Genomic DNA, 22,383 nt, shown 5'->3' with positions numbered 1-22,383 from the left:
AAAAATAAAACCTTCAAAAAACCCGCAGGCTCAAGCCTGGGGCTACACGGACAAAGCGGTGCCTGCGCGGGCTAAAAGAGCCTTGTTAGGTGCGATCGCATCAAAGCAAGGATGATTTATTTGTTGGAATCCCCTAATACGAGGGTTAAGGGAACTCCAAAAAATAAAATACCCAAAAAACCCGCAGGCTGTTCGCGTAGCGTTCCGTAAGGAAAGCCTGGGGCTACACGGACAAAGCGGTGCCTGCGCGGGCTAAAAGAGCCTTGTTAGGTGCGATCGCATCAAAGCAAGGATGATTTATTTGTTGGAATCCCCTAATACGAGGGTTAAGGGAACTAACCAGACTCTCTATAGCCCGCGCAGGCACCGCTTCGTCCGCAAGTGCCCCAGGCTTGAGCCTGCGGGTTTTTTGGGTATTTTATTTTTTGGAGTTCCCTTACCCCTACCCTGAAGTCGCTCCGATGGTGAAAACAGGTAAAGACCCAATCCTATCCGGTTACTTCTGTAAAATTTTCTCAGTCCTGGCGGATCAACAGACTTAGAACACAAAAAAAAGCCTATTAAAAACTCAGATAATTCAATCCTTTATTCTGAATTTTTAATAGGTTTGACTCCAGGAGAGTAAATCAATCAATCCTGAGTTTTAGAGAGAATTGCTATCCCCCAGTTGGGTTTCCTGACGAAGATAGGCTTCGATGAAGGCGTCGAATTCGCCATTCATAATGTCAGTAATATTCGTCGTTTCAACGCCGGTGCGGAGGTCTTTTACCATTTGATAAGGGTGAAAGACATAGTTGCGAATCTGGTTCCCCCAGGCGGCTTCTACCATATCCCCCCGGATTTCGGCAATTTCTTGGGCGCGTTGCTCTTGAGCAATCACGAGCAATCTCGCTTTGAGTAAAGCCAGGGCCTTTTCTTTGTTTTGAAGTTGCGATCGCTCCTGGGTACAGCGCACCGCGAGTCCCGTGGGCAAATGCACCACCCGCACGGCAGTTTCCACTTTATTCACGTTTTGACCGCCTTTCCCCCCAGAACGAGAGGTGGTGATTTCTAAATCTTTCTCGGGAATCTCTAACTTTACCGATTCATCCAACATCGGCATGACTTCGACTCCCGCAAAGCTGGTTTGCCGTTTGCCGTTGGCATTAAAGGGCGAAATTCTCACCAGTCGGTGAGTTCCTTTTTCTCCCTTCAAATAGCCATAAGCATAACGTCCCTCAATTTCCAGAGTGGCTGACTTAATCCCCGCTTCGTCTCCCTCAGAAATTTCGCTACATTGGACTTTATACCCATGACTTTCGCCCCAGCGGGTGTACATTCGCACCAACATTTCTGTCCAATCTTGGGCATCGGTACCCCCGGCACCGGCATTGATGCTCAAAACCGCACCGCTTTTGTCGTAGGGTCCACAGAGCAATTGTTCTAATTCCCAGCGATCGAGTTCTTCATCGAGTTGGGTGAGGGTGGATTCCGCTTCCTGACAAAGTGCCTCATCGGGTTCCATTTCCAGCAGTTCTAAGATAGCCTTGGTATCTTCTAGGCTATTTTTCCACTGATGGTATTGGTCTAAATGAGATTTGAGGTCGTTGAGTTCTTGCAGGGTAGAAGATGCAGTGCTCTGGTTTTCCCAAAACTCGGGTTGAGCGGCTAATTGCTCTAAGTCGTGGATTTTGGCAGTGAGGGCGGGAATGTCAAAGATAGTCCTGGGTTTTACCCAGGCGATCGTACAACTGTTCGACTTCCCGTTTGATTTCTAAAACTTCCATGTTGGCTGTCGCGGATTTCCTTTCTCAATCAAGCAGATAACTAATTGTTATTGTAGCGAAGCTTGGGCCAAGCAGATTGTTTTCCTTGGGGTGACGATGCTGCTTACCCCAGTCTTGATGGGAACCGGGCCCCTCCTCGCTTTGCCTGGGATTTTAAGGGGCGATCGCCGGGAAGCCCGTGATCTCAGCAGCGTCCAGAGGGGGCGATTTGACCGGGCCTTAACATTTCTTCACAACTCCTGGACATACTTTACATTCATCAGAAAAAATTTCCGTATTTTTGCTGAAATGCCTGATTTCCCCCCAGAGGAGTTCCGTAAAACAACTCTAGTGGCTGCCTCTATCTTCAGGCATACTAAAACTAGGTTAAATGTATTAACTAACTCTTAAGACAGTTTTTGTTATTTTCCAATCCATAGCCCCTGAGAACCAGGGAATCCCTTTATTTGAGGCTCTAAATAAAATGGCGACTCAATCCTCTTCTATGCACTACCGAGGGATGGAACTATTAGTCTCCTATCACCAAAATCCCTCGGTGCTAGTTCGCAATCAACTCGTGCGCTTAAATGCTGGCTTGGTTAGAAAAATAGCTCACCGAGTCAGCCATCAATGTGCTGAACCCTACGAAGACCTCGAACAAATTGGTTATTTGGGCTTAATTCGGGCGATCGAGCGATTTGAACCGAGCCAAGGTTGTGCCTTTAGCTCGTTTGCAGTCCCCTACATTCGCGGCGAAATGCTGCATTTTTTACGGGATAAAGGGTCTTCGGTGAAAATTCCCCGGCGGTGGCGGGAATTGCAAACCCGAGGCGAACGGGTTCGCGAAGCATTAACTCAATCCCTCGGGCGTGTCCCAACTGATGCAGAAATTGCCGAACAGTTGCTGGTTTCTGTGGAAGAATGGCGGCAAACGAAGTTAGCCACACAAAATCGGATGCCCCTGAGTTTAGATGCCTTGGTCTCTGTCCAGGTTGATTCTCCGGTGACCTTGGGTGATACCTTGGTGGATCATCACTATCAATCCCTCCAAAGTTTAGAAGAAGAACGCCAACAACTCCAACAAGCCCTCAGTCAGTTGGAAGAGAAGACTCGCACGGTGATTGAGTCCGTGTTCTTTAATGAAATTCCCCGGAAAGAGGTGGCGGAGCAAATTGGCGTGAGTCCCATGACCGTGACGCGCTGGATTAAACGCGGAATTGAACAGTTAGTCGGTGGGTTACAACCTTCGGCGAGTCCCACGGAATCGTAAAGAACAGGAGAAGAAACCGGGTTTAAGCAAGATAGAAGGCTTTCACCCGATTATTTTTTATCCCCTAAAACCTGCCCGATTTTCATCAGCAGGGTGGCTAGAATTACTGAAAATTTTGAAGTCAATTAATGCTCAAAAATATCTTTATATTGCAGTAAATCTAAAGAAATAAACACGGGCAAACATTGGAAGCACTGCTGGGCGAGTTCCCAACGTTCCTCTCGTTCTAGCATGACTTGTAACTTCTGTTGAACTCGGAGTAAATAGCGCACATCATTGGCGGCATAACTTAACTGCGCTTCTTCCAGGTTGTCTGGATTGCCCCAATCGGAACTTTGGGCGCTTTTATCCAGTTCAACTTTGCAGAGTTCTTGGACGACTTCTTTGAGTCCGTGGCGAGGGCTGTAGGTGCGGGCGAGTTTGCTGGCGAGTTTGGTACAAAATACAGGTTGGACGGCGATGCCGAGATGATAGAGCAAGGTTGCCATATCAAAGCGGGCAAAGTGAAAGACTTTGAGGATATGGGAAGCTTCGAGGAGTTCTTTCAGATGGGGGGCTTCTTTTTGGCCTCGGGGGATGCGAATGACGGTGACGTGACCTTCACTGTCGCAAATCTGCACCAAGCAGAGGCGATCGCGCTGGGGTAAGAGTCCCATTGTTTCCGTGTCCACCGCGATCGCACTAGCGGACAAATACCCTGCCAACTGTTCCGGTGTTAAATCGCCGTCGCCCACTTGAAATGCTTGCAATGTCATAACCTACCTGTACTCTTCCTTGAGGTAAATCCAACCCCCAATCTATCAGGACTTAGGCATTTTTTCTAAATGTAGGGTTGATTCGCGAATCAACCCTACATTGATGGCTTGAACTTCACCAGGACTTACGCATTTGGAAAGAGCAAAACCTCTGATGTAGAGGCGATTCGGGAATCGCCTCTACATCAGAGCGTGAATTCTCACAATCTGCGTAAGTCCTGTCTATCAAAAGCCAGCCCCCTAAAGGAATTCAGGTTCCCCAGTCTATTTCAGAATTAAGGAACCCGAACCTTACCGACCCTTGATAAAAATTTGGCTGTAATAATACTCGCCTTTGGCATTTTTAGCAATCCCAATGCCGGTCAAATCATAACCCCCCACCATATTCTTTTGATGACCCGGACTGCCAATCCACCCCTCTACCGCGCGGACCACCGGATCCCGATAGCCCATGTTATAGGCGAGATTTTCCGCTGCGCTGCGATAGGACAGGGATTGACCGATCGCCTTGATGCGCTCATCAAACCCATCATGACTAAAAGTCATCTTACCCTGGGCCATCGCTTCACTATGTTTTCGGGCCTGGTCACTGATCCGTGCGTCTACGGTTAACGGAGGCAGGTTCTGGGCCTGCCGATATTGATTCACCAATTCATGAACCCGTTGTTCCATCTCGCTAAATTCAGAATCCGAAGTTGCCGGAATCGGAGTCGTTGGTTGAGAACTCGACGCAATTCCAGCATCTTCTAATCCAGATTCCAAAGAGGCAGAAAACTGACAACCACTTACGGTCGTCGCCATCGTGAATAGAGCCAGCTTTGCCAGGAGAAATCCGAGTTTCATGAGCTTTAATCCACTTAGGAGTTGGGGAGAAGATGTTTCGCCACCGTTTGTACGTCTTTGTCACCCCGGCCCGAACAATTAATCACAATCCGAGGGCTGCCTTCAACTTGAGTACAAAGGGTTTCTAAATAGGCGATCGCATGAGAGGTTTCCAAAGCTGGAATAATCCCCTCTAATTGCGATAACCGCTGAAACGCCTCTAACGCTTCTTTATCCGTAATACTGTAATATTCCGCCCGTCCCAGGTCTTTCAAATAACTATGTTCCGGACCGACACCAGGATAATCCAACCCAGCACTAATCGAGTGGGCCTCAATCACTTGGCCTTCATCATCTTGCAGTAAATAGCTCATCGCCCCATGCAAAACCCCGATTTGGCCGTGGGTGAGGGTGGCCGCGTGTTTATCCGTTGTCACCCCTTCCCCTGCCGCTTCTACCCCAATCAGGCGGATTTGGGTTTCGTTGACAAATTCATGGAATAACCCCATCGCATTGGAACCGCCGCCGACGCAGGCGAGGAGAATATCCGGCAACCCGCCCCATTTTTCCAGGCATTGAGCCCGGGTTTCCTGACCAATCACCGCATGAAAGTCACGGACCATCATGGGATAGGGGTGGGGTCCGGCCACGGAACCCAAGATGTAATGGGTGGTTTCCACGTTGGTTACCCAGTCGCGAATCGCTTCGGAGGTGGCATCTTTGAGGGTGCCCGTCCCAGCGGCAACCGGGCGGACTTCAGCCCCCATTAGGCGCATTCTAAACACATTCAGGGCTTGCCGTTCCATATCGTGAACGCCCATATAAATGACGCATTCTAGGCCAAAGCGGGCGCAGACTGTTGCTGTTGCAACGCCATGTTGACCCGCGCCGGTTTCAGCGATAATCCGCTGTTTGCCCATGCGTTTGGCGAGGAGGGCCTGGGCGATCGCATTATTAATTTTATGAGCCCCGGTATGGTTGAGGTCTTCCCGTTTTAGATAAATTTGGGCACCACTGCCGTCGGGTCTAGCATAATGTTGGGTCAGGCGTTCGGCGAAATACAAGGGGCTAGGACGTCCGACATAATCATGTAGCAACAAGTCTAGTTCAGCTTGAAATTCCGCATCGTTGCGATATTGCTGATAGGCGGTTTCCAGTTCTGCTAGGGCAGGCATGAGGGTTTCAGGGACATATTTCCCGCCAAAGCGTCCGAAGCGTCCAAAGGTATCCGGTTGTTGGGGGTTAGAGGTTAGGGGTCTGGGTGTCGTAGTCACGGCGATCGCAATAAATGAAACAATAATGGAATCAGACTTCCATTATACGAGTCCACTGCTCATTCCGGAGTCCTCCATTTGTCGAGCTTTTTGTCTGGCTTTTTGTCTGGCTTTTCCGCTTTTAACCCCCTGCGGTTTGCCCTAGGCTAAACTACAATGGATTGCTGTTTGTTATGATTTGATAAGGTTTATGGACGCTTCTAAAAAAAAATCCGGTCGGGACAATCGCATCGCTTATCAAGAATTCGGAACAGGTAGTCAACCCAATGCCGCCACGGAACGTCCGGTTACGGAACTGCCGCCCTCTGAGCAAAAGATTCGAGTGCAAGCCTCTCGCAAGGGGCGCAAGGGTAAAACGGTTACGGAAATTACTGGCTTTCAACTGAAACCGGAAACGTTATCCGACTTGGCAAAGCAGCTTAAAAGCAAGTGCGGAACTGGGGGAACGGTAAAGGAAAATACGATTGAAATGCAAGGGGATTGCAAGCAAAAAGTGGTGGAAATTTTGACGGGTTTGGGTTACTCGGCAAAAATCAGTGGTGGCTGATTTTAACTTCCCATAAAACTTAGGGCTGTTTCATTCTAAAATTTTCCCGACACCGTAAGCTTTACAAACCCAGGGTTTTCGGCCTTATTTCCTAAGTTGAAACTAAGAAAACTAAGAAAAAGAGACCACCCCGTCCCTTCGGGACACCCCTCCAAGGGAGGGGAATTAGGCTGTATTCCCAGATAGATAAAGCTTATAAATAACCTAAAAATTAATTGGGTCCGGAGAATGAAACAGCCCTACTATAAAACCTACACATTCAAGGGTAAATCTTCCTCAACAAAGCGCCTGTAACTGGGCTAACTGTGATCATTAGCCTGGAATCGGTTGGCCCGGTTTTAGGGGAAGCTGTTCTAAACAATTTGCTTCAAATTTTGAGCGACGCTGTTGAGGCGATCGGTGCCGGTTTTGACTTGGCTAATGCCTTGGGCGGTTTGATTGGCGACTTTATTTAGGGAGTTCATGGCTTCTACGACTTGCTGAATGGCGATCGCTTGCTGTTTGGCGCTTAAAGAGATTTGTTGGGTACTTAAGGTAATGTTATTAATGGCTTCGGTGACTCCCTCGAAGGCTTCAGCGGTTTCTTTGGCAATTTTCAAACTCGCTTGAACGGTTTTACTGCCTTCATCGGTGACAATTACCGTGGAATTAATCGCCGATTGAATGTCTCCAACGAGTCCATTAATCTTTTCGGTGGATTTCTGACTTTGGTCGGCGAGTTTTCTAATTTCACTGGCAACGACGGCAAATCCTTTGCCATGTTCTCCGGCTCGAACTGCTTCTACTGCGGCATTCAGCGCCAGCATATTGGTTTGAGTGGCTAAGTCACTGACGAGTCCAGAGATATTACGAATTTGAGAGGTTTGTTCGCTCAAGCGGAGGATTTGTTCGGCGATTTCTCCGACTTTTGCTTTTAAAGCGGACATATCGGCTAAGGTGCGTTCAACGGCTTTGCTCCCGCCTTCGGTTAAGCCTAATGCATTGCGGGCATCAGCGGCAGCAGCTTCGGCTTGTTGAGCGGATTGTCGGGAGGATGCGCCCAATTCATCCATGGTGGTGGTGGTTTGATTCACCGACGCTGCCTGATCGTTGGCAATGCGTTCTTGTTGGGTCATGGTGGTGGCGATATCCATTGAGGATTCGGTGATTTGCTGGGCGACTTCCTCAACCCGCCGGTTCACTCCCGAGGCGATCGCCCATAGGGCATAAGCCATTAACCCCAGTTCGATTAATCCACCCAGAATTAGGGTTAATTGGAGGTTGTTTAAGCCCGTTTCCAGGTTTCTGAGTTCTTGCGCTCCGAGTTGTTGCTCGGTGGGGGTTAAAAGGGCTTCGTTGCTGCCTAAATTTTGGGTGGCAATGGGTTTGAGGCGGGTCCAGGATTGCTGCGCTTGTTCTCGGTGAGAATAGAGCAAGAGCAGAAGTATCAATAATCCACCGAAAGGTAGCAACGCTACCCGCAAAATGTACGAGTTGAGTTTCCGATTAGAATCCATATAAGTTTTCCATTCTTTAGCAGGCGATCAACTTGTAATGACCCTTGAAGGTCTGAGAATTCCCGAGAATTTGTTGTAGTTGCTACCGATTGAAGGGAGGAAGTTATTTTCTACCCAGTGATGAGAATTTATAGAAAATTATATCATTTCTGGGAGGGTTTTTTGGAATCTGGGGAGGGGGAGGAGTGCCGGGGGTTGAGGTGGAGAAGGGAGGGGAATGGGTCAAGCGATCGCCTGATGGCGGATTGCTCTGGGGTTGAGAAATCCGTAGTTTTACGGAAAAGAAGGCGGGAGCATCCCAGGAACACACAATTGCCTTTTCCTGGGTTCGAGCTGAGGCTGGGGGGAATGGAGAGCGCGATCGCCGGTTTAAAACCGGGCTAAGGGTGCAAAAATGGCGATCGCAAAACTCCTCGGCTTGGAGGGGGTGAGGTGGTCTCATCCACTGGCTCGACCCCCGGTTAAATCGCAAAAACAAAACAGAACACTGCGCGATTAAAGTGGTTTTAAACCCCGAAACCAGAGGCTATTCTTCGAGGTTTAGTAATAGGATTGTTCCTCGGGTTCTTGGGCGGGTAAAACCTTTTCCAAAGATTCTACGAGCTTGGGTAAATCTTGTTGCACTGTATCCCAAACCACTTCTAATACTATCTTATCATATTCATGGATAATTCTATTCCGCATCATAATAAAAGGAATTCGCGACAGAGAAACTCGGGTGCGTTCGGATAAACGACGTTCCGCCTCTCCAATCACCTCTAATCGGCGAATCACCGAATCTTGCAATTGAACATCTTCTACAAAACTGGACCAGCTACTTCTAGAAACGTAGTTCAAAGCGAGTTTTGCCGAGATTAAAATATCCAACAGATATTGCAGGTCACGGGGTGCCAGCATAAATTACCTCAGCTACACTTTAAAAAATAAAACGGCAGATGTCGTGGTGGGTTGACCGAAGGGATTGGAACTTGAACCACCCTGGCGCGGCTCCTCCCATCCTAGAGTCCCGCGATCGCCCACCCGGAGCGGTTCAATTTTCCTGAGATCTCCTCGTTTTGGCCAGGACGGAGTGGGAGTAAAATTGAACCAAGCCAAAATACAGCGAGCCATTGGTTTGCCCTCCCTTTTTTTTTCCAGGTTGAGATAATTAAGCGCCCCGGAGGGATGCTCTGTTTGTTGATCTCTAGTCATAGCGTCTGTTTGCAAGGGTCGAGTCACTGTACCGGATCTACCCTACCATCGTTTTGCTCTAGGTGCGATCAAAGTTGCCCCTGTAGAGCCTCAAACAGGAGAGGGGTTCCTCTGGGGTTGCTACTCAGGGGCAGTTGCCCCCGCGCCAGACTAAAGTCCGTCCCCAATCCGAGCGATCGACACCGGGGATGGTGTGCTCACTGATGCATCCTTTGGGAAACAGCTAACATAGGAAATAGCTCGGACGAGGACAACGCTGGGAGTGCTTCTGCGGTGTCCGTTCGAGATCCGTTGATATTGTATTTAACAGAAGAGGTAAAAAATGGATCCTATTCGCCTGATTTGTGCTATTTTTCTGCCGCCCCTGGGCGTTTTTTTACAAGTGGGGTTGGGTCGAGATTTTTGGATTAATCTCGTCTTAACTTTCTTGGGGTACTTTCCAGGGATTATTCATGCCGTCTGGGTGATTCTCAGAAAGTAACCGCCGCGACAGACTCGGGCTCACACCACGCGATTGATAATCATCCAGACATCCCCATCGGACCGAACATGGGGAACTGAAATACTGGTAAATCCGGTAATAAAAGGCTTGTAATAAACCTGCCAATAACTGGTAGAAATATCATCGGCGATCGCCTTGAGGGCTTTGACTTCTTCGCTCAGTTCATTGGCGAGTTCATTAATCCGCTGGGCATGAACTCTGGCGCACTCTCTGGACTCTTCGACTTGGGCGGCGATCGAATTTTTTCCAGGTTGGTGCTTTAATTGGCTCTGTTTTTGCGCCAGTTTTCTGTGGAGTGCGGCGATCGCATCGTCAATTCCTTTCACTTCTACCGCAACTGCCGCCGTTTCTCTCGCCGCACGTCGATAAGCCATTGCGATCGCTTCTGGGGATTCATCCTCTAAAGCAAGCTCATCGATGGCGAGGGTGGTCCGTTCCCGTTGCAGGTCCTCAATTTGCGAGAGAATGGCTACTATTTCGTCTTTCTGTGGATCTATCATCGTTGACTTATTTTGCCTATCTGAATTTCCGTTGAATTCGTCGCCCCTATTGCTTTTATCGCAAGGCACAACGAACGGGAGCGACCCTATTCTATAGAATATCCTAGATGAGACCGCTTGCATCACTCTCTCCGGCCCCCCTTACAAAAAAGCGGGGATCTCGCGGGAATGATGCTAGGGGTCTATTTGACTGGACCGTGACACAGGGTCCTAAGATCTTTAAGTAAATTCCACATTCAATTAAGGTACCCGTGAGGATAACCCATTTAACTCAGGGGAGAAAGTTTTATAACTAAAGCTAATTTATATAGTTAGATTAAATTTAATATATATATGATAACTCGGTAAAAATCTACCGATGGAGAGATGAAAACTATAAAATTTTTAAAACCCGTGAAATATTTATGCCAATAGAATGAGAATTCTCAATAAAAATTATTTAATGACACCCCAATCTCATTCAGTGTATTCATGGAGAGGGATGTGCTTTGGGCTAATCCCATGAAAAAATAAACTTAATAACGAACAAGGCATAGGCTCTTGATTCAACTCTTCTGATTTTAGGCCGGAAACTCAACTGAAAAAAGCTGTTCTTGCGGATTGGAGCAAGGACCTGTATTTCACTCTGTGCGGTTCCATCTTTAGGCGATCGCTCGTCTGAAGTGATACCACCTACTCACAGTAGGGGAAGTCGGCGATTGCCTCTGAAAGGTAGGTCAGAATGATTGAGTTCCTCTAAATCGGGTCCCAGACGCCTTCAGTTGGGCTCAGGGGCGATTAAACCGACTGGGGAAGATGAAAATAAATTTTTAGAAATCTCGTCAAAAATCCGTTCAACACAAAACTTGTCCACATTTCTTACTCCAAAGGTTGATCCAATGAACAAAATTAACATCTTAAATGTAACCCTCGATAACCTAACCCAAAACGAGTTACTTCTTCTCCTGAAGGAGAAAGGCGGGGTTGTGGTCACTCCCAATGTGGATCATTTAATAAAACTCCAAAAAGATCCAGAGTTTCATCACATCTATCAAGAGGCAGATTATCGGGTTTGTGATAGCCAGATTTTAAAAATCGTCTCCAATTGGCTGGGCAGTCCGATTCGAGAAAAAATTTCTGGCTCTGACTTATTTCCAGCTTTTTATAACTATTTCAAAGATGACCTAGATACTAAAATTTTTCTCCTTGGTGCAGCCGAGGGAGTCGCCCATAAAGCCCAGAAAAATATTAACGCTAAGTTAGGCCGCGACATGGTAATCGGCTGTCACTCCCCTTCATACGGGTTTGAAAAAAATGAAGCCGAGTGTCAAAAAATTATTGAGATGATCAATAAATCCGGGGCCACGGTTTTAGCCGTGGGAGTCGGCGCACCCAAACAGGAAAAATGGATTTACAAATATAAAAATCAGTTGCCGAATATTAAAGTCTTCATGGCAATTGGTGCAACCCTAGATTTTGAAGCCGGGAACCGTCCTAGATCCCCAGAATGGATGAGTAAATATGGGGTGGAGTGGGCCTTTCGGTTGATGTCTGAACCCAAACGTCTGTGGAAGAGATATTTAGTAGAAGACCTCCCCTTTTTCTGGTTAGTGTTTCAACAAAAGTTGAATCTCTACAAATACAAAAGTCCCATCGGTCAGTTACTCAAAAGAGCTGGCTTAATTTCCTCAGAACAAGTGGAAGAGATTTTGCAAGAACAAGCCTATCAGCGGCATTTGCGGTTTGGAGACTTACTCGCACGCCGAGGCTGGGTTAAACCGGAAACTGTTGACTTTTTTGCCGAAAAGTTACCCCAGTTAGAAACCGCTCATCCTCAGCAGCCCTTAGGACAGTATCTTAAAAAAGCGGCCTTGTTAAATGATGACCAAATCAACCGGATTTTAAACTATCAAAGTCAAACCGGCATGAAGTTTGGAGAAATAGCTGTTCTCAAAGGGTGGGTGAAGCAAGAAACTATCGACTGGTTTCTAGAAACGGTTAAGGCAGAACAAAAAGTTCGGTCTTTCGAGGAGAAGCAAAAGCATGGAAAACCATCCATGACTCCGATCGCCTCTTAAATCAGCTTCAGAGTTTGAATTGCTCGTCAATTGATAACCATAGCTAATTTTCTCATTTAATAAAACCGAGGATTGATTAATATCAATCCTCGGTTTTGCTGTTTTAAATTGAAGTAATTATCTTCATCAAAGCTTTAATATTTTATCACTTCAAAATCAAAAATTAGGGATAAAATAAACGTATAAAATTTAACAGTTTTCAGAGCGAGACATTGTAAAGCTCGTTTATAAAGAGCGAATTCGGTGATTAAATCAGGGGACGTTCTGATGCCCAAACTATTTTTTAACGTTCCTTGAGGGCTGACCATTTTCGTTCGGTTCTGGCACCTTCAGTGCTAGTCGCTCTCGGTTTTGTCAGTGCATTGTGCCGGAATCGTCAGCGCAAAACTAGCAATGCACAAGCGATGACCACGGCGAATTCACAAGAAAGGGCTACAGAGAAAACAAAATTTGCTCTCCTATTATCAACGGGCGATCGCCTCTGCATCCCGCGACTCTGGGTTTCTAAAAACCCTCAATTAAACAGCCACATTTTCTCATCAAAGACCCCCTGATAAATTAAACAAGAGGACCTGATTATGAGCCGATTTTTCTTCACCCGTCCCCGATTATTTGCTCTCTACGCTGCCGTTATCAGTTCAATGGGCGTGCTGATTGGAACTCCAGCACATGGAGCCACGTTTAACGGCACAATTTCCGAAACTTGGTTTCCCATTTTAGAGGGATTTCAACTTGAATATACCCTTGCCGATGGGATTTTAGAGACCGTTCTTGCTTCCGAACCCAATACCTTTTTCATGGATGGAGAGTATTTGGGTCCTGCGCCGAACCCAGCGATGAGCCTTGCGACTGTTGTCCCCGAGGTCGTAACAGATTTTAAAATGGATTTTGAGGTATGGACAGAGCGGGATATGTCAGTGCCAGTGCGTCAATTTTCTCTTTTTGGAATTACCGAGGACGGATTATTCCTCCAACTCTTCGATGGGAACCAACCTCCGACTTACCGGAATATTTTCCTCTCAACTATACAAGCACCCGAGGGATTGCCTTTGAGCGCTTGTAAAACCCAGGCTTGTGATGCATCTGCCAACTTTGGAGGTAAAGGCGGGTTACACGACTCTCGGATGACTCACATACCCGTGGCTGAATCCCAACCCGTTCCCGAACCCTCAGCCGCAGTCGCCCTTGGTTTTGTCGGTGCATTACTCCTGAAACGTCACCGAAAAACGGGTAGTCTCAAACCTGTTGCGATCGCCCCTCCGCAGATGAACAGTGATAACACAAGAGCGAAAACCGCTGTTTAACTACTGCGATCACCGGCGGTTACTTCCGATATTAAAATCGTGCGATCGCCCTTAATCCTCCCCTCCGATTTACTTTTACATTCAGCAATACAAACATACGGGTGTAAAAGCCCCAATAGATTAATTAAACCAATGGTGTAAATTATGCCTCAACTCTTCTCGACCAATCCCCGATTCTTTCCCATTTTCGTTGCCCTTGCCAGTTCAATCGGAGTGCTGAGTGCAACTCCGGCGAATAGTGCCACCTTTAAAGCGACGATTTACCAATCTCCTTTTCTCTTTTTTGAAGAGCAGGAAATTGAATATACTCTCGCTGATGGAATTTTCGATACCATCATTTCTTCCCCCAGCAATACCTTTTTCACGGATCAAGATCCAGATTTGAATTCCGACCCATCTTTAGCCGAGACCCTTGCCACCGTTGTTCCCGAGGTGGTAACCGATTTAAAATGGTCAAGGGGCGGAGGTTTAGAGCCATTAGAGTTTGAAAAGTCTCTTTTTGGAATTACCGATCGCGGATTATTCCTCCAGTTTCTAAATCCGAGTCAAGGACCTTACGAAAATATTCTAATGGCAACTCTACAAGCACCTGAAGGATTGCCTTTAAGCGCCTGTAAAACTCAAACTTGTGAAGGGGAGGCCAATATAGGCGGAAAAGGAGGATTTGCCGGATTGCAAATCACTCAAACTCCAGTCACGGAAGCCGAATCTGTTCCCGAACCCTCCGCCGCAGTCGCCCTTGGTTTCGTCGGTGCATTGCTCGTGAAACGTCATCGCAAAACTGGAAGCACACAACCTCTCGCAAGTGCTAATAAACCGTAAAGCCAACGGTAATCTTAGCATGGGCCCTACGCTTATCAATCAACTGTTTCCTGAATTTGGGGCTGCCTAAATATTCGGATCTATAGCAAGCCTAAATAATTTGAAAAATTTCGTAATAAACCCAGAGGAAAATGCCCCCACTCCTCCATCTTATTGGGCTTGATTATTTAGACTCGCATTTGAAAGCCAATTAATTAAACAAGAGGACAAGATTATGTCTAAACTATTCCTGAAAAGTTCCCAATTCTTTGTCATCTTTGCTGCCTTGTCAAGCGCTATGGGACTCGTGAGTGCTACTCCGGCGAATGCAGCTAGTTTTAAAGGCAAGGTTTATGACCCTGCTTATGATCTGTTAGAGAACTTGGAAATTGAATATACCCTCGCCGATGGAATTTTTGATACCGTTATTTCTTCCCCTGCTAATACTTTTTTTAGCGATCAATCTCCGGATCTCTATTCTGACCCAGGGACAATGATAAGCTCTGCGACTCTTGTTCCCGAAGTGGTAACTGAGTTTAAATGGACAATGGGAGGAACTTTAGAACCCTTTGAGGTTAAACATTCTATGTTCGGAATCACTGATGAGGGATTGTTTCTCCGGATCTTAGATCCGGATGGAGGACCAGATTTCCTATTTACTTTTACTTCAATCATCGAAGCACCAGCAGGATTGCCTTTGAGCGCTTGTAAAACTCAGACTTGTGATGCCTCTGCGGACTATGGAGCAAAAGGAGGCTACCACGGTTCTCGGATGACTCACACTCCAATTAATGAATCTCAACCAGTTCCCGAACCCTCAGCTACAGTCGCCCTGGGTTTGGTGAGTACATTGCTGTGGAACCGTCACCGAAAAGGGAAAAGCCCTAAAAAGTGCTAAGAAAAGGTGAGCTGGGTTAAGCCAGCAAAAATGTATCGGTTTGCAAGAAAGTGTCGTAGTTAAAGCCAGCAGAGAAAAAGTACAGATGTGGCAAAACTCTCTGGATTTATAACACGGTTCCCTTCTGAATCGAATCCGCTATTTTAAAGAGTTCAAAATTGGGCAAAAAAAGTAGTTTAAAAATTCCCAGGCTTACCTAAATAAGCCTGGATTCATGCTGCCTAATTATAGTTGTAAAACATCTTCATGAAACCTTTAATCTATTGTTTCCCAATGTTGAATATGCACGATAAAATATTATTTATAGAATGCAACAAGTTTTTAGTACATCAATCTTGCTTGCTGATTCGTTCATGAAAGAGCGAGCCAATTCATTAAATTACAGGAGTCCCTTATGTCCAAACTATTCTGGAACTCTCCCGGATTGAAGGTCATATCCATTGCTGTTGTCAGTTCAATGGCAATGCTAAATGCAACCCCAGCCAGTGCCATCACGTTTAAGGCCACAATTTACGAAACTCAATATAATTTGCCCGAGTTTGATTTTTTGGAAGATTTGGAAATTGAATATACCCTCGCTGACGGGATTTTCGATACCATTGCTGCTTCTGAACCTGATACCTTTTTAACGGATCGAGATCCGCTTTTCTACGAACTCCCCGACGATACAACCGTTGTACCCGAGGTTGTAACGGACTTTCAATGGACATTAGGTGGAACGTTAGAGCCGGTAGAGATTGAACGTTCTATTTTTGGAATCACGGACCAAGGATTATATCTACAAATTCTCGATCCGGAACTACCTCCGCAATATACCAATGTGTTTAGCACGACCTTAGAAGCCCCAGAGGGAATGCCTTTGAGCGCTTGCAAAACTCAGACTTGTGAAGGTACAGCCCGGATTGGAGGAAAAGAAGGATATTACGGTTTACGCCTTCGACAAACTCCAGTCAATGAACCCGAACCCGTTCCCGAACCTTCAGCCGCAGTTGCCCTCGGTTTTGTCGGTGCATTCCTGATGAAACGTCGGCGAAAAACTCTCAGCGCACAAGCGGTTCAAACTGCTGATTAACGAGAAAAGCAAGGATGATAGCAAAAATGGCATTTTGGCTTGAGTGTTATTCATCGCCGATCGCCCGATAATAAATCCCCCGACCATTGGTCCCGACAAACACTAAGCCAAACTGCTGTTTACTCGCTTCCATCCCATTGGGTTGATTGCCAATGGGAATCTCCGGGTCGCCAATATCAATCCAAGTTTCTCCTAAATCAGGAGACCAAAAAATACTCTCCGGCTGATTAACAATTTTTCCATATAAATATAAGGCCGGAACTTCCTTTCCTGGGGCAGATTTTCCAAAGGCAAATAAATAAGCCTGTTCTACTCCAGCAACTTTGGAAAAACTCTGTCCCCCATCGGGCGATCGATGTAATCCTTCCTGGTCCAAACTGACCCAAACCTCTCCCTCAACTCCCGGCATGGTTTTCAGAAAATGCCAGTCCGATGCGGGGAGATTTTGATGAATCGGTGCAAAGGATAATCCGCCATTTTGACTCTGGTAAACCGTGCCATTTTGATAATAATAAAATCGGTTGCCATTCACCGAATCAGCCGCTAAAGGTTGAGACCATTTCCAGGGGCCTTTCATGCTATCCGGTAAGCCTTGAATCGGTTGCCAGGACTGACCATTATCTTGGGTTTGGATGCCTTGATCCTCACTGAAGGTGACCACAAAATTCTGGGGATTGGTGGCTGAAACTGCGACCCGCATCGGCATCATTTCTTCGGGAAATTGGCGGAATCTTTGCCAGGTTAACCCGCCATCGGTAGAGGTGGCCCCGCCATACCTTGAGTTCCACCGATCGCCTCCGACTCGAACTAAATGTTTAGGAGACTGGGCCGCATAATCTAGGCTATAAGTTTCTTGAAAAGAACCGCGATCGGACCCAAAGCGTTGGGGCGGAATCTGATCCAAGCGGGAGTGATAAAATCCTTCCACATCGGCTACGGCACTCAAGAGTAATGCACCCGTCGGGGGAGAGACGAGATCAAAGGTGACTGTCTGTTCATGACCTTGAGTGTAGTTGGTCCAAACGGGTTTGTTTTCATTAAAATTATCCGTTTGCCAAACTCCATACCAGTCCGATAACCAGACTCGACCCGGAACAATTGGGTCAAATTCCAGGGCGGACAAATGATTACTAAAATAATCATCGGGCCACCAGGGAACGGTATTATTAATCTGGGATTTTTTCTCAGTCCAAGTTACCCCGCCATCTGGAGAATGGTAAAGTTGAGTTCGGGTGGTTTCGCCATGACTGACGATCAGTTCTTGGGGATTTTCGGGGTGAAGACTTAACCCATTAAAGGGGGGAGTTTCGCGACCCAGCAAGCGCCGAAAAGGGTTCTTGGGGGGAGTAATATCGTGCCAGCTTTCCTGAAGATATTTGCTGACGCCTTGGGCATGGGTCACATAGAGAGTGCTATCGGAGGCGACGGCTAATTTAAAGGCATGAGAGGGACTGTTGGCAAGGGGATTCCAGGTGGTTCCGCCATCGGTGGATTCATAGAGCCGATCGCCGTAAACGCTGGCATAAATTTGGCTGGTTTGGTTGGGGTCGAAGGCGATCGCCAAAATGCCAATTTTTGAGTCAGAAGGGGTGGGAAAACCGGGGACAGGTTTCCAGGTCATTCCGGCATCAATGGACCGCCACAAGCCATTTTGTCGGGACCCAAATAATAGCAAATTCGAGTCATGGGGACTGACGACCAGGCGATTTCCAGCCCCGCGCAGTTCTTCGTTGCCTCCCATTGGCAGGCGCAGATCCGACTGCACCCAAGTTTGACCGCGATCGCTGGACTTAAAAATTGTCCCCGGTTCGGCCCATAAATATTTGCCCGCAGCAATATACACTCGCTCGGGATTGTTGGGGTCAAGTGCTAAGGCTTCCCCGCCATAGTAACCACTTTCGGACCGGGTAAAGCGATCGCTCAGGGGTATCCAACGGGTATCAGTCGGGTCCCAGCGGTAAAACCCTCCCATATCCGTGCGGATATATGCTAAGTTAGGCACTTGGGGATGGAGATAGAGGCCAGTGACATATCCCCCACCGCCCACGGCTACGTTATTCCACCCCGAGGGAAACTCGGTTTGTACCGCCTGGGGTTGAATCTCCTCGGGAGACTTGCAACCCGTCAGGGCGATCGCTTGGAAAAGGAGAACGGCTAAAAGTGCGATACTTTTTCGGGAACCGATCCCCCAGTTCCGACCCCCGGGGTATCTATTTAGGGGTAAGTTAATTGCGCTCAATTTCGGGGATATTCTCCATGATTATCTTTCCACACTTGCTCACCCAGCCAAGTTAAGTTGGTGGGATTTTCACAGCTATCGATATGATGACCTCCGCCATTATCCGTGGTGGTTAATTCAAAATCATCTCCCCCCCACCAAGCCCAGACAATTCGCCCGATATTTCGAGGGACGGCAGTATTGAACATAAACTCAACGGGAGACTTAAATTCGGCATTTTTTTCAACGCCATATTCTCCGATAATGAGAGGAATATTTTTATCAATAGCCCGGTCTAAATAATCGGCCATTTTGGTTTCGGAATATTTCCATTGGTCATAGAAATGAACGCTAAATACTAAGTTCTCATAGCGTTTACCATTAAAGTTCATGAGCTTTTGAGACTGTCCTAAAATGGCACTTTTTTCCGAAGAAACCGATTTAGAATTCCACTCCCCCGCATCTTGGCCCCAGTAATGCCCATCAATCACGATAATATTGTCTGCGCCGACTTCATCGCGAATCACTTGAATGACTTCTTGATGGACTTTCAACCATTTATCAATATTGGCGCTACTCTCATGACCTCCCGGTTCATTCATGACATTGAACCAGACATAAGGGTTATTTTTATAGGTGGTGGCGAGGTCACGATAGAAATTTTTGAGGGTTTCTAAATCTTCCCCTTCATAGTAGGAGCCGGTGTGGTCATGGGCTTCTATCATTGTGACTAAACCGCTTTCTGTGTAAACGTCAATGATTTCTTCAATCGTGCCATTTTCGTCGTAGGATTCTTTGCCCCCTAAGAGTCGGACATTGACGCGGACGGTGTTAAAGTTCCAACAGTCAGCGACTAAATCAACATAGCTTGGGGTATTTCCTGGCCAGCCATAATCAGGACCGTTGATATTGGTTCCTTTAATCAGGAATTCTGAGCCATCTGGGGCGTAAATTTTACTATCTCTTACTTCAAAATTGCCTCGGTTTTGGGCCAAGCGATCGCGGTTGTCGAGAGCAAAGGACCCGATCGCGAATACAGTGGCTGATGCTGCCAATGCGATCGCCGTACCGACTAAAATAGAAGTTCGCATCTTTCCTTTAAACCCAGGGTTAAACATTGTCAAATTTTGAGAAAGTTTTGAGTGATTTTATACTAAATCGGGGGGTTGAGAACCGGGAATAGCCCAAGCTAATGAGGATTATAGCCCGATTGGGTAGGACTACAATCGGCTTGGGGTCACCCTGACTGGAGCCAGATTAGGGCTATAGTTTTATTTTAACCCGTGAAAGAAGCGATCGCCACACCGATTTAAGCCTGCTCCATTCTATCCATTCTAGTTATTCTCACCCCTTAAAAGCCCCTGTTATTCCCGCGAAAGGAAGAATCCATTTTCAGAGGTGATCCCTATTTTTAAAACCTTGAGGGGACTGCCAGACATAGAACTCCATGTCCTCCGTAAATCTATCTAGAGATAGAGGCGAATGCTGTAAGCGTAGGAATAGGCTTATTTTGAATTCTCAAATAGGGATCCAAAAAAGACTATCAGAATGGCAACTTTCAAGTTGACATTTGTTGCAAGTCTTGCATAAGCGGTTTTATTGAATCGCGCCCTTGCTGCGATCGGGTCTGCCAAACGTTTAGGACAACTCCAGAACAATTCCTAAATCTCAATAGTTTCCTGCTCGATTAAAAGTAACTGAACCGCAATTTTTGAGGGAGTTATTCGCTAAATCCTGCGGTGATATCCTCCATCAAATCGCCGGAGTATGGAGACGCCTTCCCTGATCCTCCTTGCCTTGGCCTGGGCTTCATATGATATGGCCTCGCGCCCCTATTTCGACTCACTGATGAAAGAGGCGATCGCATGAGCAATTCTTTCAGAGGCCGTCCGGGTGATATCGTCTGGAATGTTTGAGCTTGAATATTCTCTAGCCAAGAAAAAATCATTGCAACTGAAAAAAGGTTCAAATATCAAATATGGGATTTGGAGGTCGATTTTATTAAACTTTAGCAAATTTTAAATCAGGAGAGTTATGCTGATCAGCCGTTCAAAACGTAAATTTTTTCTGATTACCTTCTTTTGCTCTGTGTTGTTGATCGCGGGATTATTTTCATGGGTTCATTCTACCGTAAAAGCCGTTGAAGGCACTCCTTGGCTGCACGTGGAAGGAATCGATATTAAGGACCCCAATGGTCATAAAGTCGTTTTGCGAGGGATATCACTTCCGGATCTAGCCCTAAATGACTATCGGGACGGACAGGGAAAGTCAGCAACGGAACTCATCGAGATGCTCACTGACCGGGAAAATGGCTGGTATCCGACTGTAATCCGACTCCCCGTCTATCCGATATGGGAACATGGATACAATAACAATCCCACACGATACGATCGGCGATATATCAGACCTGCCGTTGAAAAATGCGTCGAAAAAAATATTTACTGTATAATCGATTGGCACTATGTCGATGATCCCAGGGACGTAGATCGAGAAACTCGGGCTTTCTGGTCGGATATCGCGGCCAAATATAAAGATTATCCAAACATTATGTTTGAAGTCTTTAATGAAAATAAGACCGATATGAGTTGGGCCGAGTGGAAAAGTATCACTCAACCTTGGGTGGATCTGATTCGCACTTATGCGCCTCAAAACATCATTTTAGTGGGAGCACCTCACTATTCTCAGCATTTATTTGATACTCCAGACAACCCAATTGAGGGGGAGAATATCGTTTATGTTGCTCATGTATATCCGGGACTCAAAGAACATCATTGGGATCGGTGGATGTTTAATTCAGCGGATAAAATTCCCATCTTTGTGACGGAATGGGGGTTTAGAAAGGGTTCTAGTAAAACCACCAGTGGAACCATTTCAACCTATGGCAGAGCAATCAAGAGCAAGCTAGAAGAGCATCAGTTGAGTTGGACCTGTTGGGTGGCAGATTATTCTTGGAAGCCAGAAATGTTTGATTCAGACTGGAATTTGCTAGTTGGAGAAAATTATATGGGAGGTTTTGTAAAAGATTATCTTGCCGAAAAAAGAGTGTGAGATTTATTGATCCAAATTTTTGATAAATTCTTCTGAATTTTAGCGCGATCGCAACTTTAATAACTAGCTTCCAAGTTTTTATTTTTGAAATGAGATAAAATAATAAAAGTTTAAATTTTTAACCCTTCTTGATTAGCTGTAAATTTTTTAAGCAAATGTAGTTTATCGGCTCTAAACATAGCCAGTAAAACCATAAGAATCAGCAAAATTTACTTATAATTTTTTGCTAAATTATTACAGATAAAAAGGCTAGTTTCTTGAAGTTTTACAACCTAATAATTAAAAAAGAGGCTCCAAAATAACCAAGTGTAGTCCGGCTCGATCAAGATATAAGCTGTCTCTACGGTCTCGGATTACATCGATAAAACTAAATTTTGTATTGCTGATGAACAATTCTTAAATAAAGGCATTATCTTAGATTTATGATCCAACACTTTATCAATAGTTCGGACATTATTAAGCCTAAAAACTTTGAAGAACAGCTTGTCTGGTATGGCCTTATAAGTACCTATGTCATTTATTTATTAGGGGCGCAGCCTATTGCTTTTCCTGTGATGGCTTGGGTTCTTTTCCTCTATTTGATTAAAAAGCTCTGGAACCAAAACTCAGATACCCCAGAAGAAGAAAAAATTACCATTCCAATCATCGCTTGGATCTGGCTGATTTTTCTTCCCCTAATGGTAATAGCTTTAATTGTTTCTCATTTCGATTTTAGCTTGGGGCTAGGTCGGCTGATTAAATCTTTAGACATCTCCAAAAATTACAGACTATGCTATAATAAGAGCGACTTGTATTTTTTTACTGCCATGAGTGTCATTCTAAAATATATTGAAGAACACCCAGATTTAACACCGAGGCTTGTAGGAATAACTTATGAGCATTT

19 protein-coding genes and 1 pseudogene are annotated in these 22,383 nt (G+C 46.0%); 10 read left to right on the top strand and 10 right to left on the bottom strand.

The features are described from left to right. Positions 1-643 precede the first annotated feature (643 nt). Positions 644-1,766 (bottom strand): peptide chain release factor 2 gene (gene prfB / locus NG833_RS20180; protein ID WP_254567069.1). Its coding sequence is split into 2 segments (ribosomal slippage): positions 644-1,693 and positions 1,695-1,766, totalling 1,122 coding nucleotides; the frame shifts between segments, so codons are not numbered across the junction. Between the two features lie 463 nt (positions 1,767-2,229). Here prfB and NG833_RS20175 point away from each other — a divergent pair. Continuing rightward, positions 2,230-3,015, top strand: coding sequence for an RNA polymerase sigma factor SigF (locus NG833_RS20175; RefSeq protein ID WP_254567068.1), 786 nt, complete (start codon positions 2,230-2,232; stop codon positions 3,013-3,015). 125 nt (positions 3,016-3,140) lie between these two features. Here NG833_RS20175 and NG833_RS20170 read toward each other — a convergent pair whose 3' ends face one another. The 3 genes from NG833_RS20170 to trpB all read right to left on the bottom strand — a co-directional run bounded on the left by NG833_RS20170 (position 3,141) and on the right by trpB (position 5,866). Next, complete coding sequence (locus NG833_RS20170; RefSeq protein WP_254567067.1) at positions 3,141-3,770, bottom strand: ribonuclease H-like domain-containing protein; 630 nt, start codon at positions 3,768-3,770, stop codon at positions 3,141-3,143. A gap of 291 nt (positions 3,771-4,061) precedes the next feature. Beyond that, complete coding sequence (locus NG833_RS20165; protein ID WP_254567066.1) at positions 4,062-4,613, bottom strand: CAP domain-containing protein; 552 nt, start codon at positions 4,611-4,613, stop codon at positions 4,062-4,064. Between the two features lie 14 nt (positions 4,614-4,627). Continuing rightward, entirely contained in the window at positions 4,628-5,866 is a 1,239-nt protein-coding gene (trpB, locus tag NG833_RS20160; RefSeq protein ID WP_254567065.1) for a tryptophan synthase subunit beta, read from the bottom strand. Positions 5,867-6,056: 190 nt separating this feature from the next. On the opposite strand from trpB, the gene NG833_RS20155 reads away from it, so the two are divergent. Then, complete coding sequence (locus NG833_RS20155; RefSeq protein ID WP_254567064.1) at positions 6,057-6,413, top strand: translation initiation factor; 357 nt, start codon at positions 6,057-6,059, stop codon at positions 6,411-6,413. Between the two features lie 353 nt (positions 6,414-6,766). Here the strand turns inward: NG833_RS20155 and NG833_RS20150 are convergent, their stop codons facing one another. The 3 genes from NG833_RS20150 to NG833_RS20140 all read right to left on the bottom strand — a co-directional run bounded on the left by NG833_RS20150 (position 6,767) and on the right by NG833_RS20140 (position 9,019). Beyond that, entirely contained in the window at positions 6,767-7,909 is a 1,143-nt protein-coding gene (locus tag NG833_RS20150; RefSeq protein ID WP_254567063.1) for a methyl-accepting chemotaxis protein, read from the bottom strand. Between the two features lie 540 nt (positions 7,910-8,449). Beyond that, the gene (locus NG833_RS20145) at positions 8,450-8,806 is read right to left on the bottom strand and encodes a DUF86 domain-containing protein (protein WP_254567062.1); all 357 of its coding nucleotides are present in this window, start codon (positions 8,804-8,806) and stop codon (positions 8,450-8,452) included. Between the two features lie 12 nt (positions 8,807-8,818). Beyond that, complete coding sequence (locus tag NG833_RS20140) at positions 8,819-9,019, bottom strand: hypothetical protein (RefSeq protein ID WP_254567061.1); 201 nt, start codon at positions 9,017-9,019, stop codon at positions 8,819-8,821. Between the two features lie 403 nt (positions 9,020-9,422). Here NG833_RS20140 and NG833_RS20135 point away from each other — a divergent pair, with 403 nt between their 5' ends. Beyond that, positions 9,423-9,581, top strand: a complete 159-nt coding sequence (locus NG833_RS20135) for a YqaE/Pmp3 family membrane protein (RefSeq protein ID WP_254567060.1) — start codon at positions 9,423-9,425, stop codon at positions 9,579-9,581. Positions 9,582-9,601: 20 nt separating this feature from the next. Here the strand turns inward: NG833_RS20135 and NG833_RS20130 are convergent, their stop codons facing one another. Continuing rightward, a complete protein-coding gene (locus NG833_RS20130) occupies positions 9,602-10,102 on the bottom strand; it encodes a hypothetical protein (protein WP_254567059.1) in 501 nt (166 codons plus the stop codon). Between the two features lie 878 nt (positions 10,103-10,980). Between NG833_RS20130 and NG833_RS20125 the strand changes: the two genes are divergently transcribed. From NG833_RS20125 to NG833_RS20105, 5 genes are all read left to right on the top strand, one after another. Further along, positions 10,981-12,159 carry a WecB/TagA/CpsF family glycosyltransferase gene (locus tag NG833_RS20125; RefSeq protein WP_254567058.1) on the top strand — a complete coding sequence of 393 codons (1,179 nt, stop codon included), beginning with the start codon at positions 10,981-10,983 and terminating at the stop codon, positions 12,157-12,159. A gap of 578 nt (positions 12,160-12,737) precedes the next feature. Continuing rightward, positions 12,738-13,463 (top strand): PEP-CTERM sorting domain-containing protein, encoded by a 726-nt coding sequence (locus NG833_RS20120; protein ID WP_254567057.1) that lies wholly within the window; start codon positions 12,738-12,740, stop codon positions 13,461-13,463. 144 nt (positions 13,464-13,607) lie between these two features. Beyond that, complete coding sequence (locus NG833_RS20115; protein WP_254567056.1) at positions 13,608-14,285, top strand: PEP-CTERM sorting domain-containing protein; 678 nt, start codon at positions 13,608-13,610, stop codon at positions 14,283-14,285. 214 nt (positions 14,286-14,499) lie between these two features. Then, entirely contained in the window at positions 14,500-15,162 is a 663-nt protein-coding gene (locus tag NG833_RS20110; RefSeq protein WP_254567055.1) for a PEP-CTERM sorting domain-containing protein, read from the top strand. A 394-nt stretch (positions 15,163-15,556) separates the two neighbouring features. Next, a complete protein-coding gene (locus NG833_RS20105) occupies positions 15,557-16,234 on the top strand; it encodes a PEP-CTERM sorting domain-containing protein (RefSeq protein ID WP_254567054.1) in 678 nt (225 codons plus the stop codon). 46 nt (positions 16,235-16,280) lie between these two features. Here the strand turns inward: NG833_RS20105 and NG833_RS20100 are convergent, their stop codons facing one another. Next, positions 16,281-18,473: a hypothetical protein gene (locus NG833_RS20100; protein ID WP_254567053.1), complete on the bottom strand. Its 2,193-nt coding sequence runs from the start codon at positions 18,471-18,473 to the stop codon at positions 16,281-16,283. After that, positions 18,470-19,543 carry a glycoside hydrolase family 5 protein gene (locus NG833_RS20095; protein ID WP_254567052.1) on the bottom strand — a complete coding sequence of 358 codons (1,074 nt, stop codon included), beginning with the start codon at positions 19,541-19,543 and terminating at the stop codon, positions 18,470-18,472. The genes NG833_RS20100 and NG833_RS20095 overlap by 4 nt, the downstream gene beginning before the upstream one ends. 943 nt (positions 19,544-20,486) lie before the next feature. On the opposite strand from NG833_RS20095, the gene NG833_RS20090 reads away from it, so the two are divergent. Both NG833_RS20090 and NG833_RS20085 read left to right on the top strand, forming a co-directional pair. Next, positions 20,487-21,500 (top strand): glycoside hydrolase family 5 protein, encoded by a 1,014-nt coding sequence (locus NG833_RS20090; protein WP_254567051.1) that lies wholly within the window; start codon positions 20,487-20,489, stop codon positions 21,498-21,500. Between the two features lie 422 nt (positions 21,501-21,922). Then, positions 21,923-22,383, top strand: a pseudogene (locus NG833_RS20085) (hypothetical protein); the annotation flags it as partial.

The sequence above is a fragment of the Oscillatoria sp. HE19RPO genome, assembly GCF_024220515.1.
Taxonomy (GTDB): domain Bacteria; phylum Cyanobacteriota; class Cyanobacteriia; order Cyanobacteriales; family Laspinemataceae; genus Laspinema.
Note: the sequence above shows the minus strand (reverse complement) of the source record. Positions and strands in the feature narration are given on the sequence as shown.